Source organism: Rhizobium sp. NPDC092011 (assembly GCF_044756305.1).
Classification (GTDB): Bacteria; Pseudomonadota; Alphaproteobacteria; order Rhizobiales; family Rhizobiaceae; genus Rhizobium.
In genome coordinates, this window is the sequence record NZ_JBIVSO010000001.1 from 1333777 (window position 1) to 1356194 (window position 22418).

A 22418-nucleotide genomic window follows, 5' to 3' on the forward strand; every position below is an offset into this window, starting at 1 on the left:
GATCAGGACCTCGCGGCGGTAAGACCTGCGTCAAGCGCGGTCAGGATGGTCTGGACATCTGCGGCTGTTACGATCAGCGGCGGCGACATGATGACGTTGGCGCCGGAGGTGCGAACCATCACGCCGGCATCGTAGGTTGCGTCATGAACCTTCTGAACGACGTCCTTGGCCGCCGCGCTCTTCTTCGCACGGTCGCTGACGAGTTCGAGGGCGCACATCAGCCCCTTGCCACGGACATCGCCGATCAATTCATGCTTGTTCTGCAATGCCTTCAGGCCGGCCATGAGTTCCTCGCCGCGGGCGGCGGCATTGGCAGCCACGTCGAGACGCTTGGTTTCCTTCAGCGTTGCAAGTGCTGCTGCGGCACCGACCGGATGGCCGGAATAGGTGTAGCCGTGGCCGATATTGCCGATCGAATTCCTGTTGCTTTCGAAGGCCTCGGCGACCTTGTCGGAGATCATGACGGCACCGAAGGGGAAATAGCCGTTGGTGATCGCTTTTGCCGTCGACATCATGTCCGGCTTGACACCCCAGAGACGCGATCCGGTCCAGGCGCCGGTACGGCCGAATGCCGTGATGACCTCATCGGCGATCAGCAGGATACCATGGCGGTCGCAGATCTCGCGCATCAGCGGCAGGAATGTCTCGTGCGGGACGATCACGCCACCTGCGCCGAGCACCGGCTCGACGATCAGGGCTGCGATGGTGTCAGCGCCCTGGAAGGCAATTTCGTCTTCAAACAGCCTGCCGATCGCTGCCGCGATCTCTGCGCCATCGGTCATGTTGAATGGGTTGCGATAGGGAAAGGGCGCAGGCAGATGGATCACGCCGGGGAGCAGCGGCTCGTAGTTGCGGCGGAAATTCTGGTTGCCGTTAACCGAAGCGCCGCCGAAATGCGTGCCGTGATAGCCCTTCTTCAACGCGACGAACTTGGTGCGCTCGGGCTGGCCGTTGACCTTATGGTATTGGCGCGCCAGCCGCAGGCAGGTTTCTACCGAATCCGAGCCGCCGGAGGTGAAGAAGGAACGGCTCAGACCGTCTGGCTTGAACCATTCGGCGAGTTCGTATGAGAGCTCGATCAGCGGCGAGTTCGTCGTGCCGCGGAAGGTCGAGTAATAGGGCAGTTCGTCGAGCTGGTCGCGGATCGCCTTCTTCACCGGTTCGCAGGAGTAGCCAAGGTTGACGTTCCAAAGGCCACCGACGGCATCGAGCACCTTCTTGCCCTGGATGTCGACGATTTCGACGCCCTCGCCCGAATTGACGATGCGCGGCGGATGCGCCTGCATTTCGGCCGGGTGAGCCATCGGGTGCCAGAGGTGGCGAGCGTTGTTTTCAATGATGAAATTGGTTTCGCGCATGTCAAATTCCTCTTTGTTCAGAGTCCCAGCATCGCAAGTGCTTGGGCATAGCTTTCGGCGGGGCGGGTAACGTCGAAATGCACGTGAGGCAGTTTCACGGCTTCGGCGCCCTCGATGTTCTTCTTCTGGTCGTCAACGAAGACGCAGGCCTCGCGCGGCAGATCGAGCTCAGCGAGAACTAGCTCGTAGGCTTGCGGATCGGGCTTGAGGATCTTCGTATAGGTGGCATCGACGATGACGTCGAAAAGGTCGATCAGCGGGAAGCGCTTGCGGAACTCGACGCCGTAGAAAAGGTCGAGTTCGTTCGACAGGATCGCCAGCTTGAGGCCGGCTTCCTTGGCCCGCAGGATGGCCTCGCGTGCCTCCGGACGCAGGACGAGCTCAGGCTCGGCACCGCGGGCGCGACGAACGAAAGTCTGCATGTCGGTCCAGGTTTCGCCGACCATTTTGCCGACTTCCCCTGCGCGCGTCAGCCAGTAGTCGCGTTCGGTGATTTCGCGTTTCTGCATCGACACCCAGAGCGGATCCGTGGTGGTGTCGAACGGTCCGAGCCAGGTTAGCGATCCCTTCGGTAGACCGAGAGTGCGTTCGGTAACGTCGTGTGTTTCGAACAGCGTGCGGGTAACCACGCCGCCGAAATCAAGGATGAGCGCGCGTTGCGATGTCATGGTCTTCCCTCCGGAATGACGCCTTCTGCGACCCACCTGTCGAAAACGGCGAGGGCTGCTGTTGAAAAGGCGGGAGAATTGATGTGAGCGTCGACCTCTTCCAGGGCGACGGACGAAGGTATGGCGCGGCGCATCTCTTCCACGAAGGCGGCAAGCCCGTCCGGATCATGCAACGGCTCGTTCGGCTTGTCCCATTCCTGAATACCTCCGGTCGGGAGCAGGAAGGCCACCTTCGCATCGGCGCGTGCAAGCTTGCGTCCGATCAATTGGGCAACTTCACGCCGGCCCTCCGGCGATGTCGTTACAGAGGCGATCAGCCGGTTGTGAGCATGATAGGGCCGCTCGGCGAGGATATCAGGCAATGGCCGCCATGCCTGAAGATCGACCATGTCGACGGCGCCGGGCGCGACGATCTGCGGAATGCCGGTGCGGCCGGCGTTCTCCAGCCTGTCCGGGCCGGAGGTGACCACGGTGTCGTAGTGATGATTGCTGACTTCCTGAATGCAGAAGTCGAAAACGGCGGCAAAACCTCCCTGCGAAGCGATGGCTTCATAGGCGCGTCCGCCCATGCCGGTGGCATGAAAGATAGCGACTTCATAGCCGCGCTTTTCGAGTTCCGGTCGCAGGTACTTCATGTATTTGAGGCAGCTGGAGCCGAGCGATGTCATGCCGATGAGCGGGCGCTGGCGATCTGTCCTGGTTCCGTGTTTTGCCGCTCCGACGACGGCGCCGCATGCCTGCGACAGAACCGAACGGCAGATATCGTTCAGCCCGTAAAGGCCGCCGGCCCACAAGATCATCATGAGATCGGGGGCAATGCGCTCGGGCGGGATCAGATGGGAGTAGGCAATCGTCGAAACCACGAATTTCGGCACGCCGAGTGGCAGGACCGCAGCAACGTCGAGCGCCAGATCGGTGCCCATGGTGCCGCCAAGGACGATGATGCCGTCGACCAGGCCGTCGTCGTAGAGACGTTTCGTCAGCGCCGTTGCGCCCGCGGCCATGCCGGCCATGGCGCTGTTTTCATCGCCGCTCTCGGCAATCGCCTCGATCGTGGTGTCGACCGCCTTCGCGATGTCATGCCTTGAATAATCGGGAACGTAGGGCGGATCGCCGAGAATGCTGACATCCACCATAACAGGTCGGCCGCCTGCTTCCGCGATGACGGATGCCATGAATTGCAGTTCGTCGCTCTTGGTGTCACCGGTTCCGATGACGAGAATTCTGGGCGAGGGAGCCGTTGGGCTCATCAATCTGTCCTCCTGCTTTTTGTACTGGTTCCCATGGGTTTTTCCGACCCGTAGTATTTTTCTGAGATCGCGTTGGCCGTCGCGACGGCCTGCACGCCGAACTCGTGAATGGCCGTCTTCGTCGTCCGCGAAAGCGGGGCTGCGATCGCGACGCAGCCGATTGGCCGCCCATCTGGGGCGCACACGGGTGCGGCCGTGCTGATCACGCCGGCTTCAAGTCCCTGATGGCTGATCGAGAAGCCGCGCGCGGCCGTTTCCTCGAGCATGCCGCGGAGAAGATCCGGATCGACAATGGTATGGTCGGTGAATTTTTCGAGCGGTTTCGCAAGAAAAGCCTCGATCTCGGCCTTCGGGCAAAAGGCAAGGAAGGCGAGGCCGGATGCCGTGGCATGAAAGGGCAGGAGACTGCCGACTTCGACGATGATCCGATGTGCCCAGGACGAATCCTCCACATGAATGGTGGAAAGCTGTCCGCCGGAGAGTTCGGAAAGGTGCACTGTCTCGGTCGATGATCCCGCGAGCGCCTGTAGAAACGGCATTGCGATTCGCAGAAACGGGAAACGTGCTTCGCGAACGCGGGCAAGGCGAACGGGTGCTGAACCGACCCTGTATCGCCGCGTATCCGGGTCCTGTTCGACGAAACCGTGCTTCTCCAGCTCGACCAGAAAACGTCGTGCCGTCGCCTTGTCGAGTGCGCACAGATTGGCGATGTCAGTCAGACCCGCCTCCTTGTCCAGCCGTGACAGCGTATCCAGCAATGAAAGCGCCTTCCCGATCGTGCTCATCGTTCCTCCTCTTGGGTTGGTCAGCGTCTGTTTTTGTGCGTCCAGCCGTGGCTTCCGTCAAATCAGCTCGCTGACCATGCGCCGCGGCACGATAGCAGCGACCCAAGATACTTAACATGCGAAATAACTTGACAGAGCCCAGGAATGTTTGCAAGTCTATATTTGAAGCTGTGGTTCAAATAATGAACCATAAGCGCTGATGGCGGCATAATCAACAAAAGCTCAAGCCCCCGCTCGTCAGTCCGGTTCTGGTGGAGGTCGTTTGTGGGAAATCGCAGCGACGATCGGATGCTCTCAACAAGGGGAACAACGCAGATGAACACGCAAAATTCGCAAGGCGCTGCTGAGAATCAGCTGCGCAAAAACAGTCTTGGCGTTGGTGCCGTGACCTTCCTGGTCGTCTCGGCGGCAGCGCCGCTGACGGCGGTTGCCGGCGGCGTGCCGCTATCGATGATGCTCGGCAACGGGCCGGGCATTCCTTTGACCTTCCTGCTTGTGACCGGCATTCTGCTGTTGTTCGCGATCGGCTACGTGGCCATGGCGCGGCACATTCGCAATGCCGGCGCTTTCTATGCCTACACAGCTCGGGGTCTCGGCGGGCTCATGGGTGGCGCGGCCGCTCTCATTGCCATTCTCGCTTACAATTGCATGCAAGTCGGCGTTTTCGGGCTTTTCGGCGCAGCGACCAAGGGCTTTTTCGCCGAGCAATTTGGCCTTGATTTGCCCTGGTGGGTTTGGACCTTTATCGGCATCGCCTTCGTTGCCGTCTTCGGCTACCGCCGAGTCGACCTCTCGGCCAAGGTGCTGACGGTTCTCGTCATCCTCGAATATCTCGTCGTTCTCGTGATCGACGGCGCGATTTTCGTAAAAGGTGGTGATGCCGGTCTCTCTGCCGCACCCTTTACGCCAACAGCCTTCTGGAGCGGAACGCCGGCTGTGGGCCTTCTCTTCTGCTTCGCCGCTTTCATCGGCTTCGAGGCAACGACGATCTACAGTGAAGAAGCACGCGAGCCGCACAAGACCGTACCGCGCGCGACTTACATCTCGGTGCTGATCATCGGCCTCTTTTATATGCTGACCTCCTGGCTGATGGTAACAGGCGCCGGTGTCGACAAGCTCGTGCCGACCTTGCAGGGTCTTGCCGATCCGACGACCTTCCTCTTTGGCCTCGCCGAGCGCTATGTCGGCCATTGGATCACTGTCGTGATGAGCGTCCTCTTCATCACCAGCCTTTTTGCCGGCGTTCTCGCCTTCCACAATGGCGTTGCGCGCTACATGTATGTCGCCGGTCGTGAAGGTCTGCTCCCGAAGTCGGTCGGCGTGACGCATCCGGTCTTCCAGAGCCCGCATGTCGGCTCGATCATCCAGACCGTCATCGCCGTGCTCGTCGTCGCATTGTTCGCCGCGACCGGCCAGGATCCGGTGCTGGGGCTCTTCTCCTGGCTGACGAACGTAGGCACTCTGGCAATCATCCTATTGATGGCCTTTACCGCCTTTTCGATCGTCGTGTTCTTCAGCCGCAATCCGGGACTTGAGAAGAATGTGCTGGCGGTCAAGGTGCTGCCGACGTTGACGGGACTTATTCTTGCGGCGCTCGTCTATTATATCTCGGCGAATTTCGGCGCGATTGCCGGAGCGAACGGTGTGCTTGCCGTGCTGCTGCCCTGCCTCGTTCTGATTGCGGGTGTTATCGGAATTATCGCTGCCGCGCGCTTGCGGTCGGCGGATGCTGATGGCTTTGCCCGCCTCGGCGCCGGTCAGGAAGCCTGATACAATTCCAATCGCGGTGGCGGGGACTGCCCGCCACCCTTCCAATCGAGAGAATGAGATGCAGGATAAGATCGATCAGCTTCGGACAGCGTCCGTTTCCCCGCAATCGCTGTTCATCGGCGGCGCATGGCGGCCGGCGGTTGGCGGTGCTGTCATGGACGTGATTTCGCCGATCGACGGCACCAGGTTGACCACAATCGCCGATGCGGGTGCGGAAGATGTCGATCTGGCCGTCAAGGCTGCGCGCCACGCCTTCGAAAAGGGCAGCTGGGCGAAAGCCGCTCCCGCCGAACGCAAAAAAGTACTGCTGAAGATCGCCGACCTGATCGAGAAGAATGCGCTGGAGCTTGCCGTGCTCGGCGTGCGCGACAACGGCACGGAAATTTCGATGGCCCTGAAGGCGGAGCCGGGCAGTGCCGCCGGTACTTTCCGCTATTATGCCGAGGCGATCGACAAGGTCTACGGCGAAATCGCGCCGACCGCGCACAATATCCTCGGCCTCGTCCACCGCGAACCCATTGGCGTGGTTGCGGCCATCGTGCCGTGGAATTTTCCGATGATGATCGGCGCCTGGAAGATTGCGCCGGCGCTTGCCGCCGGCAATTCCGTCGTGCTGAAGCCGGCCGAAGGCGCGTCGCTGACGCTGCTGCGGCTTGCAGAGCTTTGCGCGGAAGCGGGATTGCCCGAGGGAGTTTTCAATGTCATCACCGGCCGCGGCGCGGTCAGCGGCGAGGCGCTCGGCCTGCACATGGGGGTGGATGTCCTTGCCTTTACCGGCTCCGGTCCGGTCGGGCGCCGACTTCTGGAATATTCAGCGCGTTCGAACCTGAAGCGCGTCTATCTCGAGCTTGGTGGCAAGTCTCCAAACGTCGTCTTTGCCGATGCGCCGGATCTGGATCAAGCTGCGAAGGTCTCTGCCTACGGCATCTTCCGCAACTCGGGCCAGGTTTGCGTCGCAGGCTCCCGCCTGCTCGTCGAAAAATCGATCCATGAGGCCTTTTCCGAAAAGGTCGCTCGCATTGCCGATGCCATGAAGGTCGGTGATCCCCTGCATTTGGCAACGGAAGCCGGCGCGATCTCCAGCGAGGTACAGCTGAAGAAAGATCTCGGCTATGTCGGGCAAGCTCTATCCGAAGGCGCCTCCTTGCGCACCGGTGGTTCGCGCATTCTTGAGGAAACCGGCGGTTACTACATGCGGCCAGCCGTGTTTGACGTCACGCCGTCGATGACCTTGGCACGCGAAGAGGTCTTCGGACCGATTCTGTCGATCATTCCGTTCGAGACCGAGGCGGAAGCCTTGCAGATTGCCAATGCCACCGAATATGGCCTCGCTTCTGCCGTCTGGACGTCGAACTTGTCGCGTGCCCATCGCATGGTTCGCGGGATCCAGGCGGGCGTCGTGCATGTCAATACCTATGGCGGTGCCGACAACAGCGTGCCGTTGGGTGGCGTCAAGCAATCGGGCAATGGCCATGACAAATCGCTGCACGCGCTCGACAAATATGTCGACCTGAAAACCGCCTGGATCCAGCTCTGACACGATAGGGCGCTTTCGCTTTTCATGTTCCATTGAAACGCGACAAAGCCCCATCCTTGTTTCTCCGAGCATTCCAGACGGAAAGCCGCTGCGTGCTTCTCCTGGAAGCGCTCCAATCCCCGGTAAAAGCCCGGCGCGAAAACGCGCCGGTCGAGCCGTCTCGCGAGCAAATCTTTCGCGAGCGATCGATATGTCGTGCCTGAAATTCGGGCCCTGCTCGCGCTGGTGGTACACACATCAATATATTTAACGTGTGAACTATATTGACAAATGCCGAGCCCTGCATCACTCTCAATATTTGAATAAATGGTTCAAATAATGAATCTAAGTGGGAACTGAACATGACTGCTTTGCTCGGCTTTGCCGACCTCATTCTTATCAATGGACGAATCTATACTGTTGAGCCGAGCCAGCCTTGGGTCGAGGCTCTCGCCATCAAGGACGGCCGCATTCTGGCGGTCGGCGACAGTGCTGAAATCGAAGCGCTGAAGGGACCGGAAACACAGGTCGTCGATCTCGTCGGCAAGATGGCCATGCCGGGTTTCATCGATGTTCACAATCACATCATGATGGGTGGCCAGGCCGAGCTGTTCGAAACCCAGATCCCGGCCGGCGCTTCTGTCGAGGCGATCTGCGCCCATGTGCGCAAGCAGGCTGAGATTGTGCCGCACGGACAATGGATCGTCGCCAATCAGTGGGGCGCCGACATGATTACGGCGATCAACAGCGAAGCCGCCCTCAAGAAGCTGGATGAAGCGGGGCTGGGGCATCCCGTCCTTCTGCGCGACGAAACCATGCACAACCGCTGGGTCAACAGCGAGGCGATGCGGCTTGCTGGCATTTCCGACAATCAGCCCGACCCGCCGCAGGGCTCCTTTGGCCGCGATCCGGTCACTGGCCGTCTAACCGGTCTGCTGGTCGAATCCGCTGCGGGCATTGTCGAGCGGACGGCTGCCGAGGCCTTCACCGAGGAAATGGGCGAGGCTGCCGTGGCCCGCGCCATCGAGGTCGTCAACTCCTACGGCGTGACTGCCTTCCAGGATGCGGCGTCGGTATTGCCGATCCTCAAAGCCCTCAAGAATCTGGATGTAAAGGGCAAGCTGACCGCATGGGCGGTTACGTCGCTGCCGCTCATCGAGCCGAGCTTCATGTTCGGCCTTTCGGGTGACGCGCTGCTGGCGCTTCGGGACGAATATCGCACCGAGCATGTCAAGCCGAACTTCACCAAAATCTTCCTCGATGGCGTTCCGGGCGCGCGCACTGCCGCATTCCACGACGCTTATGTCGCAGACGCCGCGCATCCCCATGGCTATCGTGGCGAAGTGCTGGTGAGCTATCCCGATCTCGTTCGCCATATCGACAAGTCCGAAAAGCTCGGCATGGGATTGAAGATCCACTGCGCCGGCGACTATTCCGTCACCGAGATGCTCGATGCGGTCGAGGCAGTCAGACATTTCAACGGTCCGACCGATATCAAGCATCACATCGCCCATGCGAGTTACCTCCGGGAGGAGGATATCGGCCGTTTCGTCACGCTCGGCGTCGTTGCCGATCTGTGCCCGATGATCTGGTATCCGACCACTTTCCTGGAAGGTCACAAGGAAGTCATGGGTGAAGAGCGGGCAACCCGCTTCTGGCCGATCGCCAGCATGAAAGCGACCGGCGCGTTGCTGGCGGGCGGTTCCGATTGGCCCGTCATCCCGATCCCCGATCCCTGGAACGGGATTGAAGGCATGGTGACGCGCCAGAACCCATCCGGCGCCTTTCCTGGTATTTCTCTGTGGGCCGAGCAGGCGATCGACCTTGCGTCGGCAATCGAGATCTACACGCTCAATTCGGCAAAGGCGATGCGGCTGGACAAGGAAACCGGCTCGCTTGCCACCGGCAAATCCGCCGACATCATCGTGCTTGACCAGAATGTCTTCGACGTGCCGGCCGATCAAATCGCCGACACCAAGGTGCTGACCACATATTTCGCGGGTGAGCCCGTCTACCAGCGCTAGCTGGTGCGGCGAAGAGGAAACGCCGCAAATTACAAGGAGGGAAGGGAAGAGAATGAAATTGACATCCACACTCGCGGCCATTGGCCTGGCGGTTGCCGGCTTGGCCTTTACCGGGTCGTCTGCCTTTGCGGCGGGACCGACCTGCAAGGAAGGGCCGATCAAGATCGGCGCCGTCTCGACCGTCACCGGCGTCGTCGATTTTTCCGACGCGCCGAAGGCCACCAAGGCTGTTTTCGAGCAACTGAACGATGCGGGCGGCATCAATGGCTGCAAGATCGATTATTCGCTTGCCGACGATAAGGGCGACCCGCAAGTGGCAGCCCAGGCGGCGCGTGACTTGATCGACAACAAGGGTGTCGTGGCTCTGGCCGGTGGCGCAAGCTTGCTCGACTGCGCGGTCAATGCCGGCACCTACAATCGCAACGATGTGCTCGCGGTTCAGGGCGTGGGCGTCGACCCGCTCTGCTTCAATGCGCCGAGCATTTCGCCTGTCAATGTCGGCCCCTTCACGCTGACCACGGTCATGCTTGACTATGCGACAAAGAACCTTGGAGCAAAGAAGGTCTGCGCCTTCTTCCTGATCCTCGGCGGTACGCAGGAAGCCTATGGCAACGCAGTTGCCGCCTGGCAGAAGCTGACCGGCAACAAGGTCGGTCTCGTTGACATGACCCTGCCGCCGCAGGGTGACCTCACGCCTTACGTCATCAAGGCGCGCGATGCCGGCTGCGATGCCGTGCTCACCAATCAGGTCGAGCCGGGCGTGGTGCAATGGGTGAAGACTGCGGATGCGCAGAAGATCTCGGGCATCAACTGGCTGTTCCTGGCGCCCGGCTATACCGAGGGCGTTGCCAAGGCGCTGGCCGATAGCAAGCAACCCGTCTACGTCGGCACTGAATGGGAGCCCTATACTGAAGATACCGCTGCCAATGCCGATTGGGCCAAGACCATGGAGAAGGCTGGCCTTGCAAAAACAGCGTTTTCGCAGGGTGGCTATCTCGCCGCCAAGGTGATGATCGACACGATCTCGGGCATCGACGGTGACGTCACCCGCGAATCCGTCACTTCGGCGCTGAAGGCAGGCAAGGAAATGCAGTATTCGCTCGCCGGCAGCCCCTACGTCTTTGGCGAAGCCAGGGCGCATTCGCCCATGAAGGCGACCAAGGTCATGCAGCTTGTCGATGGCAAGTGGACGGTCAAAACGCCGGATTGGTATACGTTGGCCAAGGCCAAGTAAGAAGGCTGAACGCCCGGCCTTGTCGACATCAAGACAAGGCCGGGTGATGAGCCCTGACAAGGATCTGATCTGGTGAGGCGGTGTGCCCGCTTCCGGAGTCTCTGAATGAACGCTCTTTTTACAGCCGCCGTGGCTGGTCTTTCCGCAGGCGGTGCCTATGCCATTCTCGGCGTTTGCGCGATATTCACCTATCGCCTGGTGGCCGTGGTGAATTTTACCGGTGCCGCGATCGGCGCCACGGGTACCTTCATCATGGTCGCGCTACACGAGGCCGGCGTTCCGCTGATCCCGGCAGCGCTATTGGGCATCGTCGCCGGCGCCTTCGCGGGCATCCTGATAGGGCTCGTGATGACGACCTGGTTTGCCAACGTCAACGCCTCGACCAAGGCGGCGGTCACGGCCGCGCTTTTGGTCGGCATCATCGCCATCGGCTTGCGGCTGACCGGCGGCCAGCATCCCCACTATTTTCCCGAGTTGATCCCCGGATCGGCCTTTCGTTTAGCCGGCGTCGAAGTCACCTGGGCGGCTGTCACGACACTGCTTCTCTCCGTGGTCTTTACCTTGGTGACGGAGCAGTTTTTGGCGCGCACACGGATAGGGCTGCAATTGCGTGCCCTGTCGCAGCGGCCGATGGCAGCCGAGCTGATCGGCATTCGGGTAAGATTGCTGGCGCTTGGAGTCTGGGCCGTGACCGGCGGCGTGACCTCCTTCGCGCTGATGATCATCGCACCGCTGCGCTCTCCCGATTTTTCGTCGCTGAGTCTCCTCGTCGTGCCGGCTTTGGCCGCCGCGTTGATCGGTGCATTCGCCAGCTTCCGCGCCGCTCTTCTGGGTGGACTGACGATCGGTATTCTGGAGGGTGCCGTCAGCACCATCGATCTCGTCAGCCAGTATCGCAGCACCGTTCCATTCATCGTCATTCTTGCCGTCCTCCTGTGGTCGCAAAGAGGAGCCCGTTGGGATGAAGCACGCTAGTTTCCGCGCCGCCGTCGTCACGGCTCTATCGCTTGCCGCAGTCGGCGCCCTCATTCTTCTGTTGTTGCCGAAGTACTGGGTATTCCTGCTGACCGCAGTCTTTATCACCGGCATCGCCTTGCAAAGCCTCGGCCTCGTCGCCGGCCGCACCGGCATGATCTCGCTCTGCCAGATGTCTTTTGCCGGTGTCGGCGCCTGGGTGACGGGATACCTGAACGTCATTGAAGCACCCGGCGGCCTTGTCGTCTGGATGATCGTCGGCGGTCTTGCCGCAGTGCCGGTCGGCATCGCTATCGGCCTACCGGCGCTGCGCCTGCGCGGCATCAACCTTGCGATCGTTACTCTCGGCTTCGCGGCAGCGTTCGATACGGTGTTGGCGACGATCACTTTTCCGGGGCAGACCACCTTCACCCAGGTCGTGCGCCCATCGCTTTTCGAGAGTGATTATGGCTTCTTTATCTTCGTGCTGATCGTCTATGGGGTGATCGCTGTCAGTCTCGAATTCGTCAGCCGCTCGCGGCTTGGTGCTTCCTGGCTTGCAGTGCGACATTCGGAGCGTGCGGCGGCGGCGCATGGCGTTTCGATACCGCGCGCAAAGCTAAGCGCCTTCGCCATCAGCGCCTTCATCTCCGGCGTGTCGGGCGGGCTGCTTGCCGGCTATCTCGGAACGCTGGTGTCCGAAAACTTCTCGATGATGCAATCGCTGGCGCTCTTTGCCGTCGCGACCATGGTTGGTGCGCATTTTACGCTCGGCGCCGTCATCGGCGGCATCCTGATCACGTTGTTTCCGGAACTACTGCGCAGGCTCAATCTGCCGCAGGATGTCGGGAATGTCTTCTTTGCCATCGGTGCCGTGCATGCGCTCTCCTCCGGCGAAACGATTAGCGAGACTTGGATGCGGCTCGGGCGCAAGCTAATGCCCCGCCGCCGGGAAGCTTCCATCCATCAGAAGGCTGGCCGCCTGCCGCCAAGCGCTGCCCATGAACCGGGACTGGCGCTCGAGGTCAGCGATCTCACCGTCCGCTATGGTGCGGTCGTGGCACTCGACAAGGTCAACCTCAAAGTGCCTGCGCGAACCGTCGTCGGCCTTGTCGGGCCGAACGGCGCCGGCAAGTCGACCATGGTCGACGCGATCGCCGGCTTTTTGGCCCGCTATGACGGCTCGGTGAAGCTGAATGGCAAGCCGCTGGAAGGTCTCTCGGCCACCAGTCGCGCCCGGTTGGGTATTCACCGGACCTGGCAGACGACTCGTATCGCACCTGAACTCAGCGTCGGCGGCTATGTGCGGCTCGCCGCAGGCGCCATCAGAGATGACGAACTTTCCGCCATTCTGCAATGGTTCGATTGCCCGCCTGCCGACACGCCGATCTCCTCGATCGACGCAGGGACACGGCGTCTTCTCGATGTGGCAGGCGTGGTCGCTTCGCGCCCGCCCGTAATCCTCCTGGACGAACCTGCGGCTGGCCAGTCCTATGCTGACGCGGTCAAGCTGGGTGAGCGCATTGCAGCTATCCCCGAGACCTTCGGCAGTGCCGTGCTTCTGATCGAGCACGACATGGATCTCGTACGGCGGGCCTGCTCGGCGATCACGGTGTTCGATTTCGGGCGCGTGATCGCCAACGGCGCCCCGCAAACCGTGCTCGCCCTGCCGATCGTCCAGAAGGCCTATATGGGCATCGAACTCGAAGAGGCTGCCGAATGACCGCACTTTCCATTAACGGCCTCGTCGTCAATCGGTCCGGAATTCCCGTCATTCGCGGCGTGGATCTCAGCGTGTCCAGCGGCGAGATCAGCGTGCTCCTCGGTTCCAACGGCGCGGGCAAGACAACGCTGCTCGAAAGCCTGTCGGGCATTATCCCGGCTGCGTCCGGCTCTGTGACGATGGACGGAGTCGAGCTTTTGAAGCTGCGCGCGGGTTTGCGTGCTCGCGCCGGCATAAGCCACGTCGAGCAGGGGCGAACAGTTTTTCCGGAAATGACCACCGAGGAAAATCTCAAAGTCGCACTCGATCCTGCCGCCGATCTCCAGGAGGCTTACGGCCTCTTTCCGGAGCTGCGTCAGCGTCGTGATATCAAGGCCGGCATGCTGTCGGGTGGTGAGCAGCAGATGGTCGTCATCGCCCGTTCGCTGCTGACCCGGCCGAAGGTGATCATGATCGACGAAATGTCCTCCGGTCTTGCGCCTGTCATCGTCAGCCGCCTGATGCGAGCGGTCAGGCAACTGGCCGATTCCGGCATGGCGGTTATTCTTGTCGAGCAGTTCGCGGCGCTTGCGCTTGCGATCGGCGATCGCGCTTACGTCCTGCGCCGCGGAGCAATCGTCTATGACGGCGATTGCTCGACGCTCGCCGGCGATCCGGCGCATCTGCATCGTCTTTATCTCGGCGATGCCGCGGCCTGACAATCATTCCGTCATCAACGTCTGGCGCTCCCTCCGACCGAGGAAGGCTGTCAAGTGGTCCGCGTGTGTCTTGGCGAGTGAGGAGTAGTCGAGGGCGTACGTGATGTAATCTCGCGAGTCCGTCACATCAGTCGCTCCGATTGAGGCGTTCGCCGCTGAAGAAATGTAGCGTTATAGTTGTAATCTGCATCCGCTGTGTTAGCATTCGCCTCAATAACAGGGGGATTTACATGGCCATATTAAGATGCATTGCAAAGTCGCTTTTAGTAACTGTCGGAATATTTCTCGTAACTTTCAATATCGCGGTAGCAGATCTGCCAAGGAGTGACAGGGTACCCGCAGCTAGCTTGTTGGAGGAATTCGATCGGGCTGCGGGACTTACCAATTCAGAAGTACCGCAGCTCATCAACGAACTTGGAATGGCCTTAATTCAATATTTTGAAGGATGGGAGCCGAAACATTACGACGATCCGGCAGGATATTGCACAATTGGCTTTGGGCATCTGATCGCGTTAAAGAAATGTGAACTCGTCGAATCCGATTTCAAAAAAGCCCCCTTAACCATGAAGGGAGGTATAGAGCTTCTAGAACAGGACACTCGCTCGGCTCGCTCCGTAGTTGAAGATCTCGTCACGGTATCTCTCGATGAAAACCAATTTAGTGCGGTCGCGGCTTTTGTCTTCAACGTTGGAAAATCCAAGTTTGCAACTTCAACGATGCTGGTATTGCTAAATTCTGGAGATTTGGAAGCGGCAGCGGCACAATTTGGCCGTTGGCGGAAAGCGAATGGCGTTGTCCTGCCAGGTCTCGTCCAACGTCGGGCCTGCGAAAGAGAACTTTTTTCTGGTGGTATTCAATTAATAAAGGGACGATTTGACGTGTCTCAGTGCAAGTCACTGAACCTCACCCCGGAAGAGGGTGAGCCTATCGACATACTCGTTGGAGAGTAAGCCAGTGCGAGTTGCTCTCTTTTTCGTTTTGCTACTAGCAATATTGTCCCCAAGCCTGGCGAAAGCAGACGCAAAAAGCTGTGTTGTCGTCTATCTGAAAGATCGTGCCAAGCTGGATGCAAAGGCTATCACCAGAAGTGATGCAGAGAATTTAGTTTATTCTGTCGCTCAATCAATTGGTCTAAGCGGCGGCCTGACTGTAGTGCCATGCACAAGTGAGAGGAATGCAAGTGCGTGGTATGCGCGGGATGGCCTCGATAAAATTCCTCAAGGCGATTATTTGATCTTTAATCCAACTTGGGTCCGGCAGGTCACCGGTGATGATAAGACGCAAGTCGTTGCGATACTTGGACATGAATTGGGTCATCTTTTCAATCGTCACTTTACGAGTCAGGTAAATACCGAAAAGCGAAGGCAAGAAGGCGAGGCCGACCAGTTTGCCGGATGCGCCGTTGCCAAGATGAAGGGAAAATGGCGAGATCTGGAAGCGCTGCTTCGCCGCATCAGATTTGGTAACGATCCGGATTACCCCACTGCTTCTGAGAGTATCGAGTTGGCACGATCCGGCTTTGAAAAGTGCGGTGGAAATATTGACGAGCAGACACTCAAAAAATTGCTATTGACCTATGACGGCCCCGACATCAGCAGCACGAAAGCGGATCTCGTTCAAAATTTTCCAAGCAAGATTCTGGTATTCACGGATACCAAGAGGCAGTATTACGAGTACCAGGTTAGAGTTGCTAATCAACCCAATACCCTTAGATTTATCTTGGATCAAGATAATGAAATTGGAGAGGTCACCTTACAGGCTTCGGCATCAGCTACCACCACAGAAACTGTAAAGGGTAAGGAGCTGGAAGGAGATGCAAGAGAGGTTGTTGCCGTATGTGGGCAATACTATCCGAAGCTGCTTTCATCACTCCAGTCAGCTCTTCGAGAGCGCGGAGATCCATTTTCGTCAACAAAGGACCAAGCTTCTTCTTTGTCTTATTATAAATCCTTCTGTCGGAACAAGAAAAAATATACCGAGTGCTCGAAAGACGCTGAATATTCAAGGGAGGGTGTCGACTTCCAAAACGGCGCAAAGGTTCATGTCGAGAAACAATCATATAGAGCGTCGCTATATGAAAAAGACTCTTTTCAAGGATACAACTGGGAAAACACATGGCGCGATTGGAGTACCGATAAATGTGCGGTCACGGTCAAGATCGGTAACGCGTATTCGCTGCGAGATTTTGCCAACTCGACAGGAAAGTGAGGGATCTATTTCGTCAGCGCGGCAAATATTCATTCGGACGCCTGGCTACGAACTCAGAGATTGGTCAGCTACGGCGTTTGGCAGAAGGACCGATGTGCTGAATGTTCAGCATCCCGACGGCCAAACGGGACGTCTTGGCTTTTGTGGACAAAGTTCGAACTTTGCTGGCGTTCAATGGAGGTGCTGGTCGCGCATGATCGCACGGCATCTAAGAAACCCAATCAAACATCGGCGAGACCAGATTATTCATCGAGCCTGCTTCTTCTAAGGCGGGATCCTGAGCAGCTTTGCACATCGAAGAAAAGAAAGCGGACTTTCGCTGTAGAACGATTACTGGGCAACGTTTTCGCATAAGCTCGAGCTTACAATATCAGTGTTTAGCCGCCGAAGCTGCCGGCCTGGGTCGGGACATGGACATAGTTGCGGTCGAAGTAGAGTAGGGCGTGCCCATCCCTGCGGCTGCGGATATCCATCACCTCGCCTATGAAGATGTGATGCGTGCCGACGAGGCGTGCTTCTGTCAAACGGCAATCAAAGGAAACGATCGCGTCGGAAAGCGCCTGGCTGCCGGAGCGGAAATCCACCCATTCTGCCGCGGCATAACGTTCTTCCATCTCGGCGCGTTGACCGGCGAAGTAGCCGGCCAGCTCCTTATGCTCCTGCGTCAGGACGTTGACGCAAAAGCGGCGGTTTTCGAAGAAGAGTGCGGTCTGCGTCGAGCGGCTGTTCATGCAGACCAAAAGCGTTGGCGGCTCGTCGGTGACGCTGCACATGGCCGTAGCGGTAAAGCCGCCGCGGCCGGCAGGGCCGTTGGTGGTGATCACGTTGACCGGGGCGCAGACCCGGGCCATCGCGTTGCGAAATTCGGTTTTCGAAAGTTGCTCCTCCATAGCAACGACCTCACTCGGCGGCGTTGCGGATAGGGGAGGTTTGCCCAAGCGGTGGAAGCCAGGTGTCTCCGGTCCAGCCGTTTTCGTCGTAGTCGCTCATGCAGCGGTCGACCAGGGCTTCCATTTCCTTCAGCCGGCCGCCACGCTCGGCGCCTTTCAGAACCTGCAGACGGACTTCCTCGGGCGCGCCGGCATAGTTGAGCTCGTAAAGAGCGTGACGCCCGCCGAACTCGGTGCCGGTCGCATCCCACAAAAGTTTCATGATCTTGATGCGCTCGATATGGCCCATGTCGTTGGACCCGCGCACATATTGGGCGAGGTAGCGATCGATCTCCGGATTGCCAAAATCCTTGGCGGAGGAGGGTAGGTAGATGAGGCCCGAGGCGACGACCTTGCGCACCGTTTCGATGACGCGCGGATAGGCTTCGGACATGAAGGTGCGGTAGGAAAGTGCGGCTTCCATGTTCGGCAGCACTGCACCATTCGCCCAGGGCTGCGGATTGTAGGCCATGGCGTTGGAGAAGGACCAGAACATGTGGCGCAGTGCGATGACTTCGCCGAGTGCCGCCTGATTGCCGCGGAAGGCGTCGCCGCCAGTGGCACGCAGCGCCTTGGCCAGTAGTCCGGCGATGAAATCGAGTTTTACGGCGAAGCGCGTGCAGCCCTGGAAGCAATAGCCATGCATGAAGCCGGAGGCCGGGTGGAAGGACAGGATCTTGGCCGCATCGCGCAAGACAAGCACGTCTTCCCAGGGCACGAAGACATTGTCGAGCACCAGGATCGCGTCGTTTTCGTCGAAGCGCGACGACAGCGGATAGTCGAAGGGTTGCCCCACCGTATTGGCGGTCTGCTCATAGGAAACCCGGCAGAACATCTTGATCCCAGGAGCGTTCATCGGAACGATGAACATGACCGATAGCGACGGATCTTCAGTGACGGTCGCCGAACTCTGGGCAAGGAAGTTGTAGTGGGTCAGCGCCGAAGAGGTCGCGACCACCTTGGCACCGGACACGTAGATACCGGCGTCGGTTTCCTTGGTGATATGAACGAAGACATCCTTGACGGCATCTGCAGGCTTATGACGGTCGATCGGCGGATTGACGATCGCGTGGTTCATGAAGAGCACGGACTCCTGCGCGCGCTTGTGCCAGGCAAGCGCATTGTCCTTGAATGGCCCATACCAATCGGCATTGGCGCCGAGCGTGTTCATGAGGGCTGCCTTGTAGTCGGCGGTGCGCCCCATCCAGCCATAGGACATGCGCGCCCAATCGGCGATGGCGCCCTGCTGGGCGACAAGCTCAGCAGAGGATTTCGCTACCCGGAAGTATTTGTGGGTGTAGCCACCTGATCCAGTGTCGGTCGGCGACGTCAGCCGCTCCTTAGATTTTTCGTCGTGCAGCGCGTCATACATCCGCGCAATCGAGCGGGCGGAGTTGCGCATGGAGGGATGGGTGGTCACGTCGGCGATGCGCTCGCCATTGATATAGACTTCGCGCCCGTCGCGCAGGCTTTCCAGATATTCGGCGCCAGTGAAAGGACGGGTCTTGTCGCTGCGGTAGTCTTCAGCTCGCATCTCGTATTCCTCCCTTGAGATCATGGCCGATGCTATGCCGTCGCCGGGGTCTCGGCCATGGACAAAGGAGGCAATTCGCTGGTACTTTTTCCGGCATGTCCCAGAAGAGTGAAGTTCCAAATTTCTTTGTCTATGGCGAGCCAAGCCGCGTACTCGATGTTGGGTTCCTGCATGTGGAGACGGTCATGGACCGGAAAACGCTGCATTTCGGGCACGTGGCGTCGCATAAGCATCCGTCGATGGGGCAGATCACCTATTGGTTTAAGGGCGGCGGTCGCTATCGTATCGAGGATGAAACTTGGAATTTTTCCGCCCCCACCATCAGTTTCGTGCCGAGCAACATCATCCACGGGTTCGAAGTCGACGACCAGTCTGACGCCATCGTCGTGTCGGTGTCGGACGACACGCTGAAGGCACTCGCATCGCAGGTGGATTTGGGCCTCGAAACCCCAACTTTTTTGACGGGCCGTCCCGAGGATCCGGCTTGGCAGAAGCTTGGCCCGCTTCTGGAGATGGTGAGCGGCGAATATGGGGAGCGCGGCGGGCAAAGCGAAAAGGTCATGCTGGGATTGATCGGTGTCGTGCTCTCGCTGATGGCCAGGCTCGGTGGCAGCGCGGCATTGCCGCAAGCTTCACCGACCGTCGCTCTTGCCCTGGCGTTGCGAAGCGCTATCGATCGTCACTACCGAAGCGACTGGCCGGTCGGCCGCTATGTCGAGCTGCTCGCTACGACGCCGCATCTGCTCGACAAGGCTGCACGAGAGGTTTTCGGACTTACCATCAAGGAACTGCTGCTCGAGCGGCGCTTGCTCGAAGCCAAGCGGCTTTTGATGTTCACAATACGCTCTGTCGAAGATGTCGGTCGGGAAGTGGGTTTCGAAGATCCGGCCTATTTTTCGCGCTTCTTCCGCAAGCGGATGGGAGAGGCGCCTGCAGCCTGGCGGCGGCGAAACTTGGAGAGAAGCTCAATTGGCCGTGATATCGATGTCTAAACCAAGGCTGCTTCAGCTTCTCCTGTAGCGGTCGCGGAACTCGCGCGGGGTACAGTTTTCCCGTTCATGAAACAGCCGCGAAAAGTAAAACGCGTCGTCGATCCCCACCTTGGAGGCGACAATTTCGACCTTGTCGTCTGTCGTTGCCAGAAGCTCCTTGGCGTGATCCAAGCGCAGCCGAAGTTGAAAGCCTTTCGGTGGCAGGCCGATTTCCGCCAATACCTTCCTGCGAAAGGTTGCCGGCGACATGCCGTGCTCAGCCGCAAAAGCCGCCATGTCGAGAGGCTGCATCGCTCTTTTGCGAAATGCCTCGATGATCTCTGCAATATCAGCACCCACAGTTGGCACAGGTCTGATCCGCCCCACCTGTTGGGCAGCGAGAATGACGACCTGATGGAGGGCTAAAGCGGCCGAAGCACTGGCAAGCGGCGTATCTTCGATCAGATCGGCGTGCAGAGTGTTGAAGAGACGTTGCACGCGGTCGAGGCTGCGAAGCGGCATGATCGGATTCTGCTCGCTTATCAGTCGCAGCCGCAGGAAGTCGCGCAGGAGCGAGCCTTCGAAAAGTACCCACCGCTCGCTCCAGCCATCTACATCCGGGCCATATGAATGCTGCCGGTTCGGGAAAAGCCAGAAAAGGGCAGGACCCTTGATGCTCTTTCGACCAACGACATCGGTTTCCAGAAACCCGCTGCCGTGCTCCACCAGAACGGCGGCATAGCTCGGCAGTTTTCGAGCTTTTACCCAATGCGCGACGTGCTGTTTGCCGCTGCCGATAACGGCTAGGCCTCCCATGGCCGCAAGCGGTGATCGATAGATGGCTTCCGTCGTTTTCATGATGAGCGAAAAGTCCAGTATGATTTTCCTCCATGTAGGAAAGCAGCTTATTTCGCTAGATTCAACGGGTCTTCAACTCAGATGTCGGGCGAATGAAATGTCGATTCCCACTAAGATGACGCAGCGTGGCGAGGAACAGCTCAGACTTGTTGCCAATGAGAAGGTGCTGTCAACGGCGCCAAATCGGCTGGGTTCTCTGACGCCCACCGATCCGGATATCGGTGTTGCGGCGATCCGCCGTCTCTACGAAGAAAACGGTTATGTCTGGTTGAAGGGTTTTCTGCCGCGAAACGAGGTGATCGAGTTCCGCGGTTGGGTGTTCGGCCATCTGGCAGCAACCGGCCTCATCGCCTCGGGCACGGATCCGCGCGATGGGATCGCATCCGCGGTTGCGCCGGATAGCAAAGCGGTGGACCGTTGCCTAATGGCGTTGGTCCGTTCGGTCGCCTACGAGGGCTTTTGCGCACAACCGCGCTTGGCGCGTTTCATGGATGAATTCCTGGCGGGCATTTCCTATCTGCATAAGCGCAAGATCATGCGCCACGTCCGTCCTGGAACGACGACGGCAACGCCCGCGCATTATGATCTCGTCTATCTTCGTGGGGGCACAAGCCGGGTCGTGACCGCATGGATTCCGATCGGAGACATTCCGATCGAAATGGGCGGGCTCACCTATCTCGAAGGCTCGCACGCAATCGGCGCCCGAATGGAGCGCGACTTCGCAAAACAGAACAGTGACCTCACCCCCGAGGAGCGCGTGAGCGCCTATAATCGCAACATGACAGAGGGCGGATGGGTCTCGAAGGATCTGCCTGACATGGCGCAGCGCTTCGACACGCGCTGGCTGGTTGCCGATTACGAAGCCGGAGACGTGATGCTCCACTCACCCTTCATGATTCATGCCTCGACGACCAATCAGGACGCTCACCAGCGGCTGCGGTTGTCCACGGACATCCGCTATCAGAATGTCGAGGACGAGATTGACGCCCGCTGGAACAACCACTGGTCTCTTGGCGACATGCTTTGATCTGGGCGCCGGCGTCAGACGCCGGCGTCCACCAAAAGCGACAGGCAGTCCGGCGGCTATCGGTTGCTGTGTAGAATGCGCTCTATCTCGCCGATCCGGTCGCGGCGGCGCTTCAGGCGCTTGCCTATACGGCCGAACCAGCGTTTGGGTTTCCGTGCCTCCCGGCTGGCCTGCAATTGCTCGATGAAGATTTCGCCAACCGCTTCGTTTTCGGTGCGATCGAAGATCCAGCAGAAGGAGACAGGCAGTTTGGCGATGCGAAATTTTGGAAGGGCGCTCTGTTCGTCCTTGGCAATAATCTCTTCGAGAACAAGCTGATCCCACATCTCCGGAGCTGCCAAACAGGCTTGCCGCCAGAGCTCCAGGATACACGCCGCCGCAGAGGTATCGTTGATGAAAATTGTTCCGCTGAGCAGGCGTCCTTCGCCATCGTAATAGGCGGCGATATCGCAATCGAGCTTGCCAAGTTCCGGCCAGGGATTGTGATGGAAGACGGCGTCGACGTCGACGTAAAGCAGCGGCCCACGCAGTCTTGCCCGTTCTTGCACAAGAAAGCCGGGTTTCAGGCCTGCATTCAGCACCCAGCTTCCGGCGCTAGGCAATGCTGTCGCGTGGACTGTCAGGCCGATCCTCTCGGCCGAGCGGACCATGCGTTCCTTTTCCTGTTCGTAGAAACTGCAGGGGGTGAAGAAAGCCACCACCAAGCCGTCGGCATCCGTTGCTGCAGACTTGCGCCTCTCGATGTCGTGCTGGGCGGGGAACGGGATGATGAGCGCACGCTGCTGAGCTGTCCAGGGGCGGACCATATTGAGTAGTTTCAAGGGGGCACCTTTCGGGCTGTGTCTATTTCGTTCAATGGGCTGTCCGCAATTTGCGATCTGAGTAGGCCCATCTGGTTTTCTGTTGATATT

At 59.0% G+C, this 22418-nt stretch carries 19 protein-coding genes; 11 read left to right on the forward strand and 8 right to left on the reverse strand.

The genetic code is table 11. The annotated features are described in order from the left end of the window. Positions 1-2: 2 nt before the first annotated feature. From ACIQJ2_RS06120 to ACIQJ2_RS06135, 4 genes are read right to left on the reverse strand one after another with little or no spacing between them, the layout of a single operon-like run. Positions 3-1358, reverse strand: coding sequence for an aspartate aminotransferase family protein (locus ACIQJ2_RS06120; RefSeq protein ID WP_400667847.1), 1356 nt, complete (start codon positions 1356-1358; stop codon positions 3-5). Between the two features lie 17 nt (positions 1359-1375). Continuing rightward, positions 1376-2026: an HAD family hydrolase gene (locus tag ACIQJ2_RS06125; protein WP_400667849.1), complete on the reverse strand. Its 651-nt coding sequence runs from the start codon at positions 2024-2026 to the stop codon at positions 1376-1378. Continuing rightward, positions 2023-3276, reverse strand: a complete 1254-nt coding sequence (locus ACIQJ2_RS06130; RefSeq protein ID WP_400667851.1) for a Tm-1-like ATP-binding domain-containing protein — start codon at positions 3274-3276, stop codon at positions 2023-2025. Before ACIQJ2_RS06130 ends, ACIQJ2_RS06125 begins: the two co-directional genes overlap by 4 nt. Beyond that, complete coding sequence (locus ACIQJ2_RS06135; RefSeq protein WP_400667853.1) at positions 3276-4061, reverse strand: IclR family transcriptional regulator; 786 nt, start codon at positions 4059-4061, stop codon at positions 3276-3278. Before ACIQJ2_RS06135 ends, ACIQJ2_RS06130 begins: the two co-directional genes overlap by 1 nt. A gap of 315 nt (positions 4062-4376) precedes the next feature. Here ACIQJ2_RS06135 and ACIQJ2_RS06140 point away from each other — a divergent pair, with 315 nt between their 5' ends. The 9 genes from ACIQJ2_RS06140 (at position 4377) to ACIQJ2_RS06180 (ending at position 16188) form a co-directional block, all read left to right on the forward strand. Further along, entirely contained in the window at positions 4377-5831 is a 1455-nt protein-coding gene (locus ACIQJ2_RS06140; RefSeq protein ID WP_400667855.1) for an APC family permease, read from the forward strand. A gap of 58 nt (positions 5832-5889) precedes the next feature. Continuing rightward, positions 5890-7368, forward strand: a complete 1479-nt coding sequence (locus ACIQJ2_RS06145) for an aldehyde dehydrogenase (RefSeq protein WP_400667857.1) — start codon at positions 5890-5892, stop codon at positions 7366-7368. A gap of 341 nt (positions 7369-7709) precedes the next feature. Next, complete coding sequence (locus ACIQJ2_RS06150; protein ID WP_400667859.1) at positions 7710-9371, forward strand: amidohydrolase; 1662 nt, start codon at positions 7710-7712, stop codon at positions 9369-9371. Positions 9372-9423: 52 nt separating this feature from the next. Further along, positions 9424-10605 (forward strand): ABC transporter substrate-binding protein, encoded by a 1182-nt coding sequence (locus ACIQJ2_RS06155; protein ID WP_400667861.1) that lies wholly within the window; start codon positions 9424-9426, stop codon positions 10603-10605. 105 nt (positions 10606-10710) lie between these two features. Then, positions 10711-11580, forward strand: coding sequence for a branched-chain amino acid ABC transporter permease (locus ACIQJ2_RS06160; protein ID WP_400667863.1), 870 nt, complete (start codon positions 10711-10713; stop codon positions 11578-11580). Next, positions 11567-13282: an ATP-binding cassette domain-containing protein gene (locus ACIQJ2_RS06165; protein ID WP_400667865.1), complete on the forward strand. Its 1716-nt coding sequence runs from the start codon at positions 11567-11569 to the stop codon at positions 13280-13282. Before ACIQJ2_RS06160 ends, ACIQJ2_RS06165 begins: the two co-directional genes overlap by 14 nt. Continuing rightward, positions 13279-13980, forward strand: coding sequence for an ABC transporter ATP-binding protein (locus ACIQJ2_RS06170; RefSeq protein ID WP_400667867.1), 702 nt, complete (start codon positions 13279-13281; stop codon positions 13978-13980). Before ACIQJ2_RS06165 ends, ACIQJ2_RS06170 begins: the two co-directional genes overlap by 4 nt. A gap of 230 nt (positions 13981-14210) precedes the next feature. Then, the gene (locus ACIQJ2_RS06175; protein WP_400667869.1) at positions 14211-14930 is read left to right on the forward strand and encodes a lysozyme; all 720 of its coding nucleotides are present in this window, start codon (positions 14211-14213) and stop codon (positions 14928-14930) included. Between the two features lie 4 nt (positions 14931-14934). Continuing rightward, complete coding sequence (locus ACIQJ2_RS06180) at positions 14935-16188, forward strand: hypothetical protein (RefSeq protein ID WP_400667871.1); 1254 nt, start codon at positions 14935-14937, stop codon at positions 16186-16188. 377 nt (positions 16189-16565) lie between these two features. Here ACIQJ2_RS06180 and ACIQJ2_RS06185 read toward each other — a convergent pair whose 3' ends face one another. Beyond that, complete coding sequence (locus ACIQJ2_RS06185) at positions 16566-17078, reverse strand: flavin reductase (protein ID WP_184705558.1); 513 nt, start codon at positions 17076-17078, stop codon at positions 16566-16568. 10 nt (positions 17079-17088) lie between these two features. After that, positions 17089-18651, reverse strand: a complete 1563-nt coding sequence (locus ACIQJ2_RS06190) for a 4-hydroxyphenylacetate 3-hydroxylase N-terminal domain-containing protein (protein WP_400667873.1) — start codon at positions 18649-18651, stop codon at positions 17089-17091. 95 nt (positions 18652-18746) lie between these two features. Between ACIQJ2_RS06190 and ACIQJ2_RS06195 the strand changes: the two genes are divergently transcribed. Further along, positions 18747-19643, forward strand: a complete 897-nt coding sequence (locus tag ACIQJ2_RS06195) for a helix-turn-helix domain-containing protein (protein WP_400667875.1) — start codon at positions 18747-18749, stop codon at positions 19641-19643. Between the two features lie 12 nt (positions 19644-19655). On the opposite strand, the gene ACIQJ2_RS06200 is transcribed toward ACIQJ2_RS06195, so the two are convergent. Continuing rightward, complete coding sequence (locus tag ACIQJ2_RS06200) at positions 19656-20480, reverse strand: helix-turn-helix domain-containing protein (protein ID WP_400667877.1); 825 nt, start codon at positions 20478-20480, stop codon at positions 19656-19658. Between the two features lie 97 nt (positions 20481-20577). Here ACIQJ2_RS06200 and ACIQJ2_RS06205 point away from each other — a divergent pair, with 97 nt between their 5' ends. Further along, on the forward strand, positions 20578-21507 hold the full coding sequence (locus ACIQJ2_RS06205) for a phytanoyl-CoA dioxygenase family protein (RefSeq protein WP_400667879.1): 930 nt from the start codon (positions 20578-20580) through the stop codon (positions 21505-21507). Between the two features lie 56 nt (positions 21508-21563). On the opposite strand, the gene ACIQJ2_RS06210 is transcribed toward ACIQJ2_RS06205, so the two are convergent. Further along, the gene (locus ACIQJ2_RS06210) at positions 21564-22328 is read right to left on the reverse strand and encodes a nucleotide-diphospho-sugar transferase (protein ID WP_400667881.1); all 765 of its coding nucleotides are present in this window, start codon (positions 22326-22328) and stop codon (positions 21564-21566) included. Positions 22329-22418 lie beyond the last annotated feature (90 nt).

What these genes read in the sequence shown, in the direction of transcription:
- ACIQJ2_RS06120 (WP_400667847.1), bottom strand. Translation starts at nt 1,358, where the DNA reads ATGCGCGAAACCAATTTCATCATTGAAAACAACGCTCGCCACCTCTGG.
- ACIQJ2_RS06125 (WP_400667849.1), bottom strand. Translation starts at nt 2,026, where the DNA reads ATGACATCGCAACGCGCGCTCATCCTTGATTTCGGCGGCGTGGTTACC.
- ACIQJ2_RS06130 (WP_400667851.1), bottom strand. Translation starts at nt 3,276, where the DNA reads ATGAGCCCAACGGCTCCCTCGCCCAGAATTCTCGTCATCGGAACCGGT.
- ACIQJ2_RS06135 (WP_400667853.1), bottom strand. Translation starts at nt 4,061, where the DNA reads ATGAGCACGATCGGGAAGGCGCTTTCATTGCTGGATACGCTGTCACGG.
- ACIQJ2_RS06140 (WP_400667855.1), top strand. Translation starts at nt 4,377, where the DNA reads ATGAACACGCAAAATTCGCAAGGCGCTGCTGAGAATCAGCTGCGCAAA.
- ACIQJ2_RS06145 (WP_400667857.1), top strand. Translation starts at nt 5,890, where the DNA reads ATGCAGGATAAGATCGATCAGCTTCGGACAGCGTCCGTTTCCCCGCAA.
- ACIQJ2_RS06150 (WP_400667859.1), top strand. Translation starts at nt 7,710, where the DNA reads ATGACTGCTTTGCTCGGCTTTGCCGACCTCATTCTTATCAATGGACGA.
- ACIQJ2_RS06155 (WP_400667861.1), top strand. Translation starts at nt 9,424, where the DNA reads ATGAAATTGACATCCACACTCGCGGCCATTGGCCTGGCGGTTGCCGGC.
- ACIQJ2_RS06160 (WP_400667863.1), top strand. Translation starts at nt 10,711, where the DNA reads ATGAACGCTCTTTTTACAGCCGCCGTGGCTGGTCTTTCCGCAGGCGGT.
- ACIQJ2_RS06165 (WP_400667865.1), top strand. Translation starts at nt 11,567, where the DNA reads ATGAAGCACGCTAGTTTCCGCGCCGCCGTCGTCACGGCTCTATCGCTT.
- ACIQJ2_RS06170 (WP_400667867.1), top strand. Translation starts at nt 13,279, where the DNA reads ATGACCGCACTTTCCATTAACGGCCTCGTCGTCAATCGGTCCGGAATT.
- ACIQJ2_RS06175 (WP_400667869.1), top strand. Translation starts at nt 14,211, where the DNA reads ATGGCCATATTAAGATGCATTGCAAAGTCGCTTTTAGTAACTGTCGGA.
- ACIQJ2_RS06185 (WP_184705558.1), bottom strand. Translation starts at nt 17,078, where the DNA reads ATGGAGGAGCAACTTTCGAAAACCGAATTTCGCAACGCGATGGCCCGG.
- ACIQJ2_RS06190 (WP_400667873.1), bottom strand. Translation starts at nt 18,651, where the DNA reads ATGCGAGCTGAAGACTACCGCAGCGACAAGACCCGTCCTTTCACTGGC.
- ACIQJ2_RS06195 (WP_400667875.1), top strand. Translation starts at nt 18,747, where the DNA reads ATGTCCCAGAAGAGTGAAGTTCCAAATTTCTTTGTCTATGGCGAGCCA.
- ACIQJ2_RS06200 (WP_400667877.1), bottom strand. Translation starts at nt 20,480, where the DNA reads ATGAAAACGACGGAAGCCATCTATCGATCACCGCTTGCGGCCATGGGA.
- ACIQJ2_RS06205 (WP_400667879.1), top strand. Translation starts at nt 20,578, where the DNA reads ATGTCGATTCCCACTAAGATGACGCAGCGTGGCGAGGAACAGCTCAGA.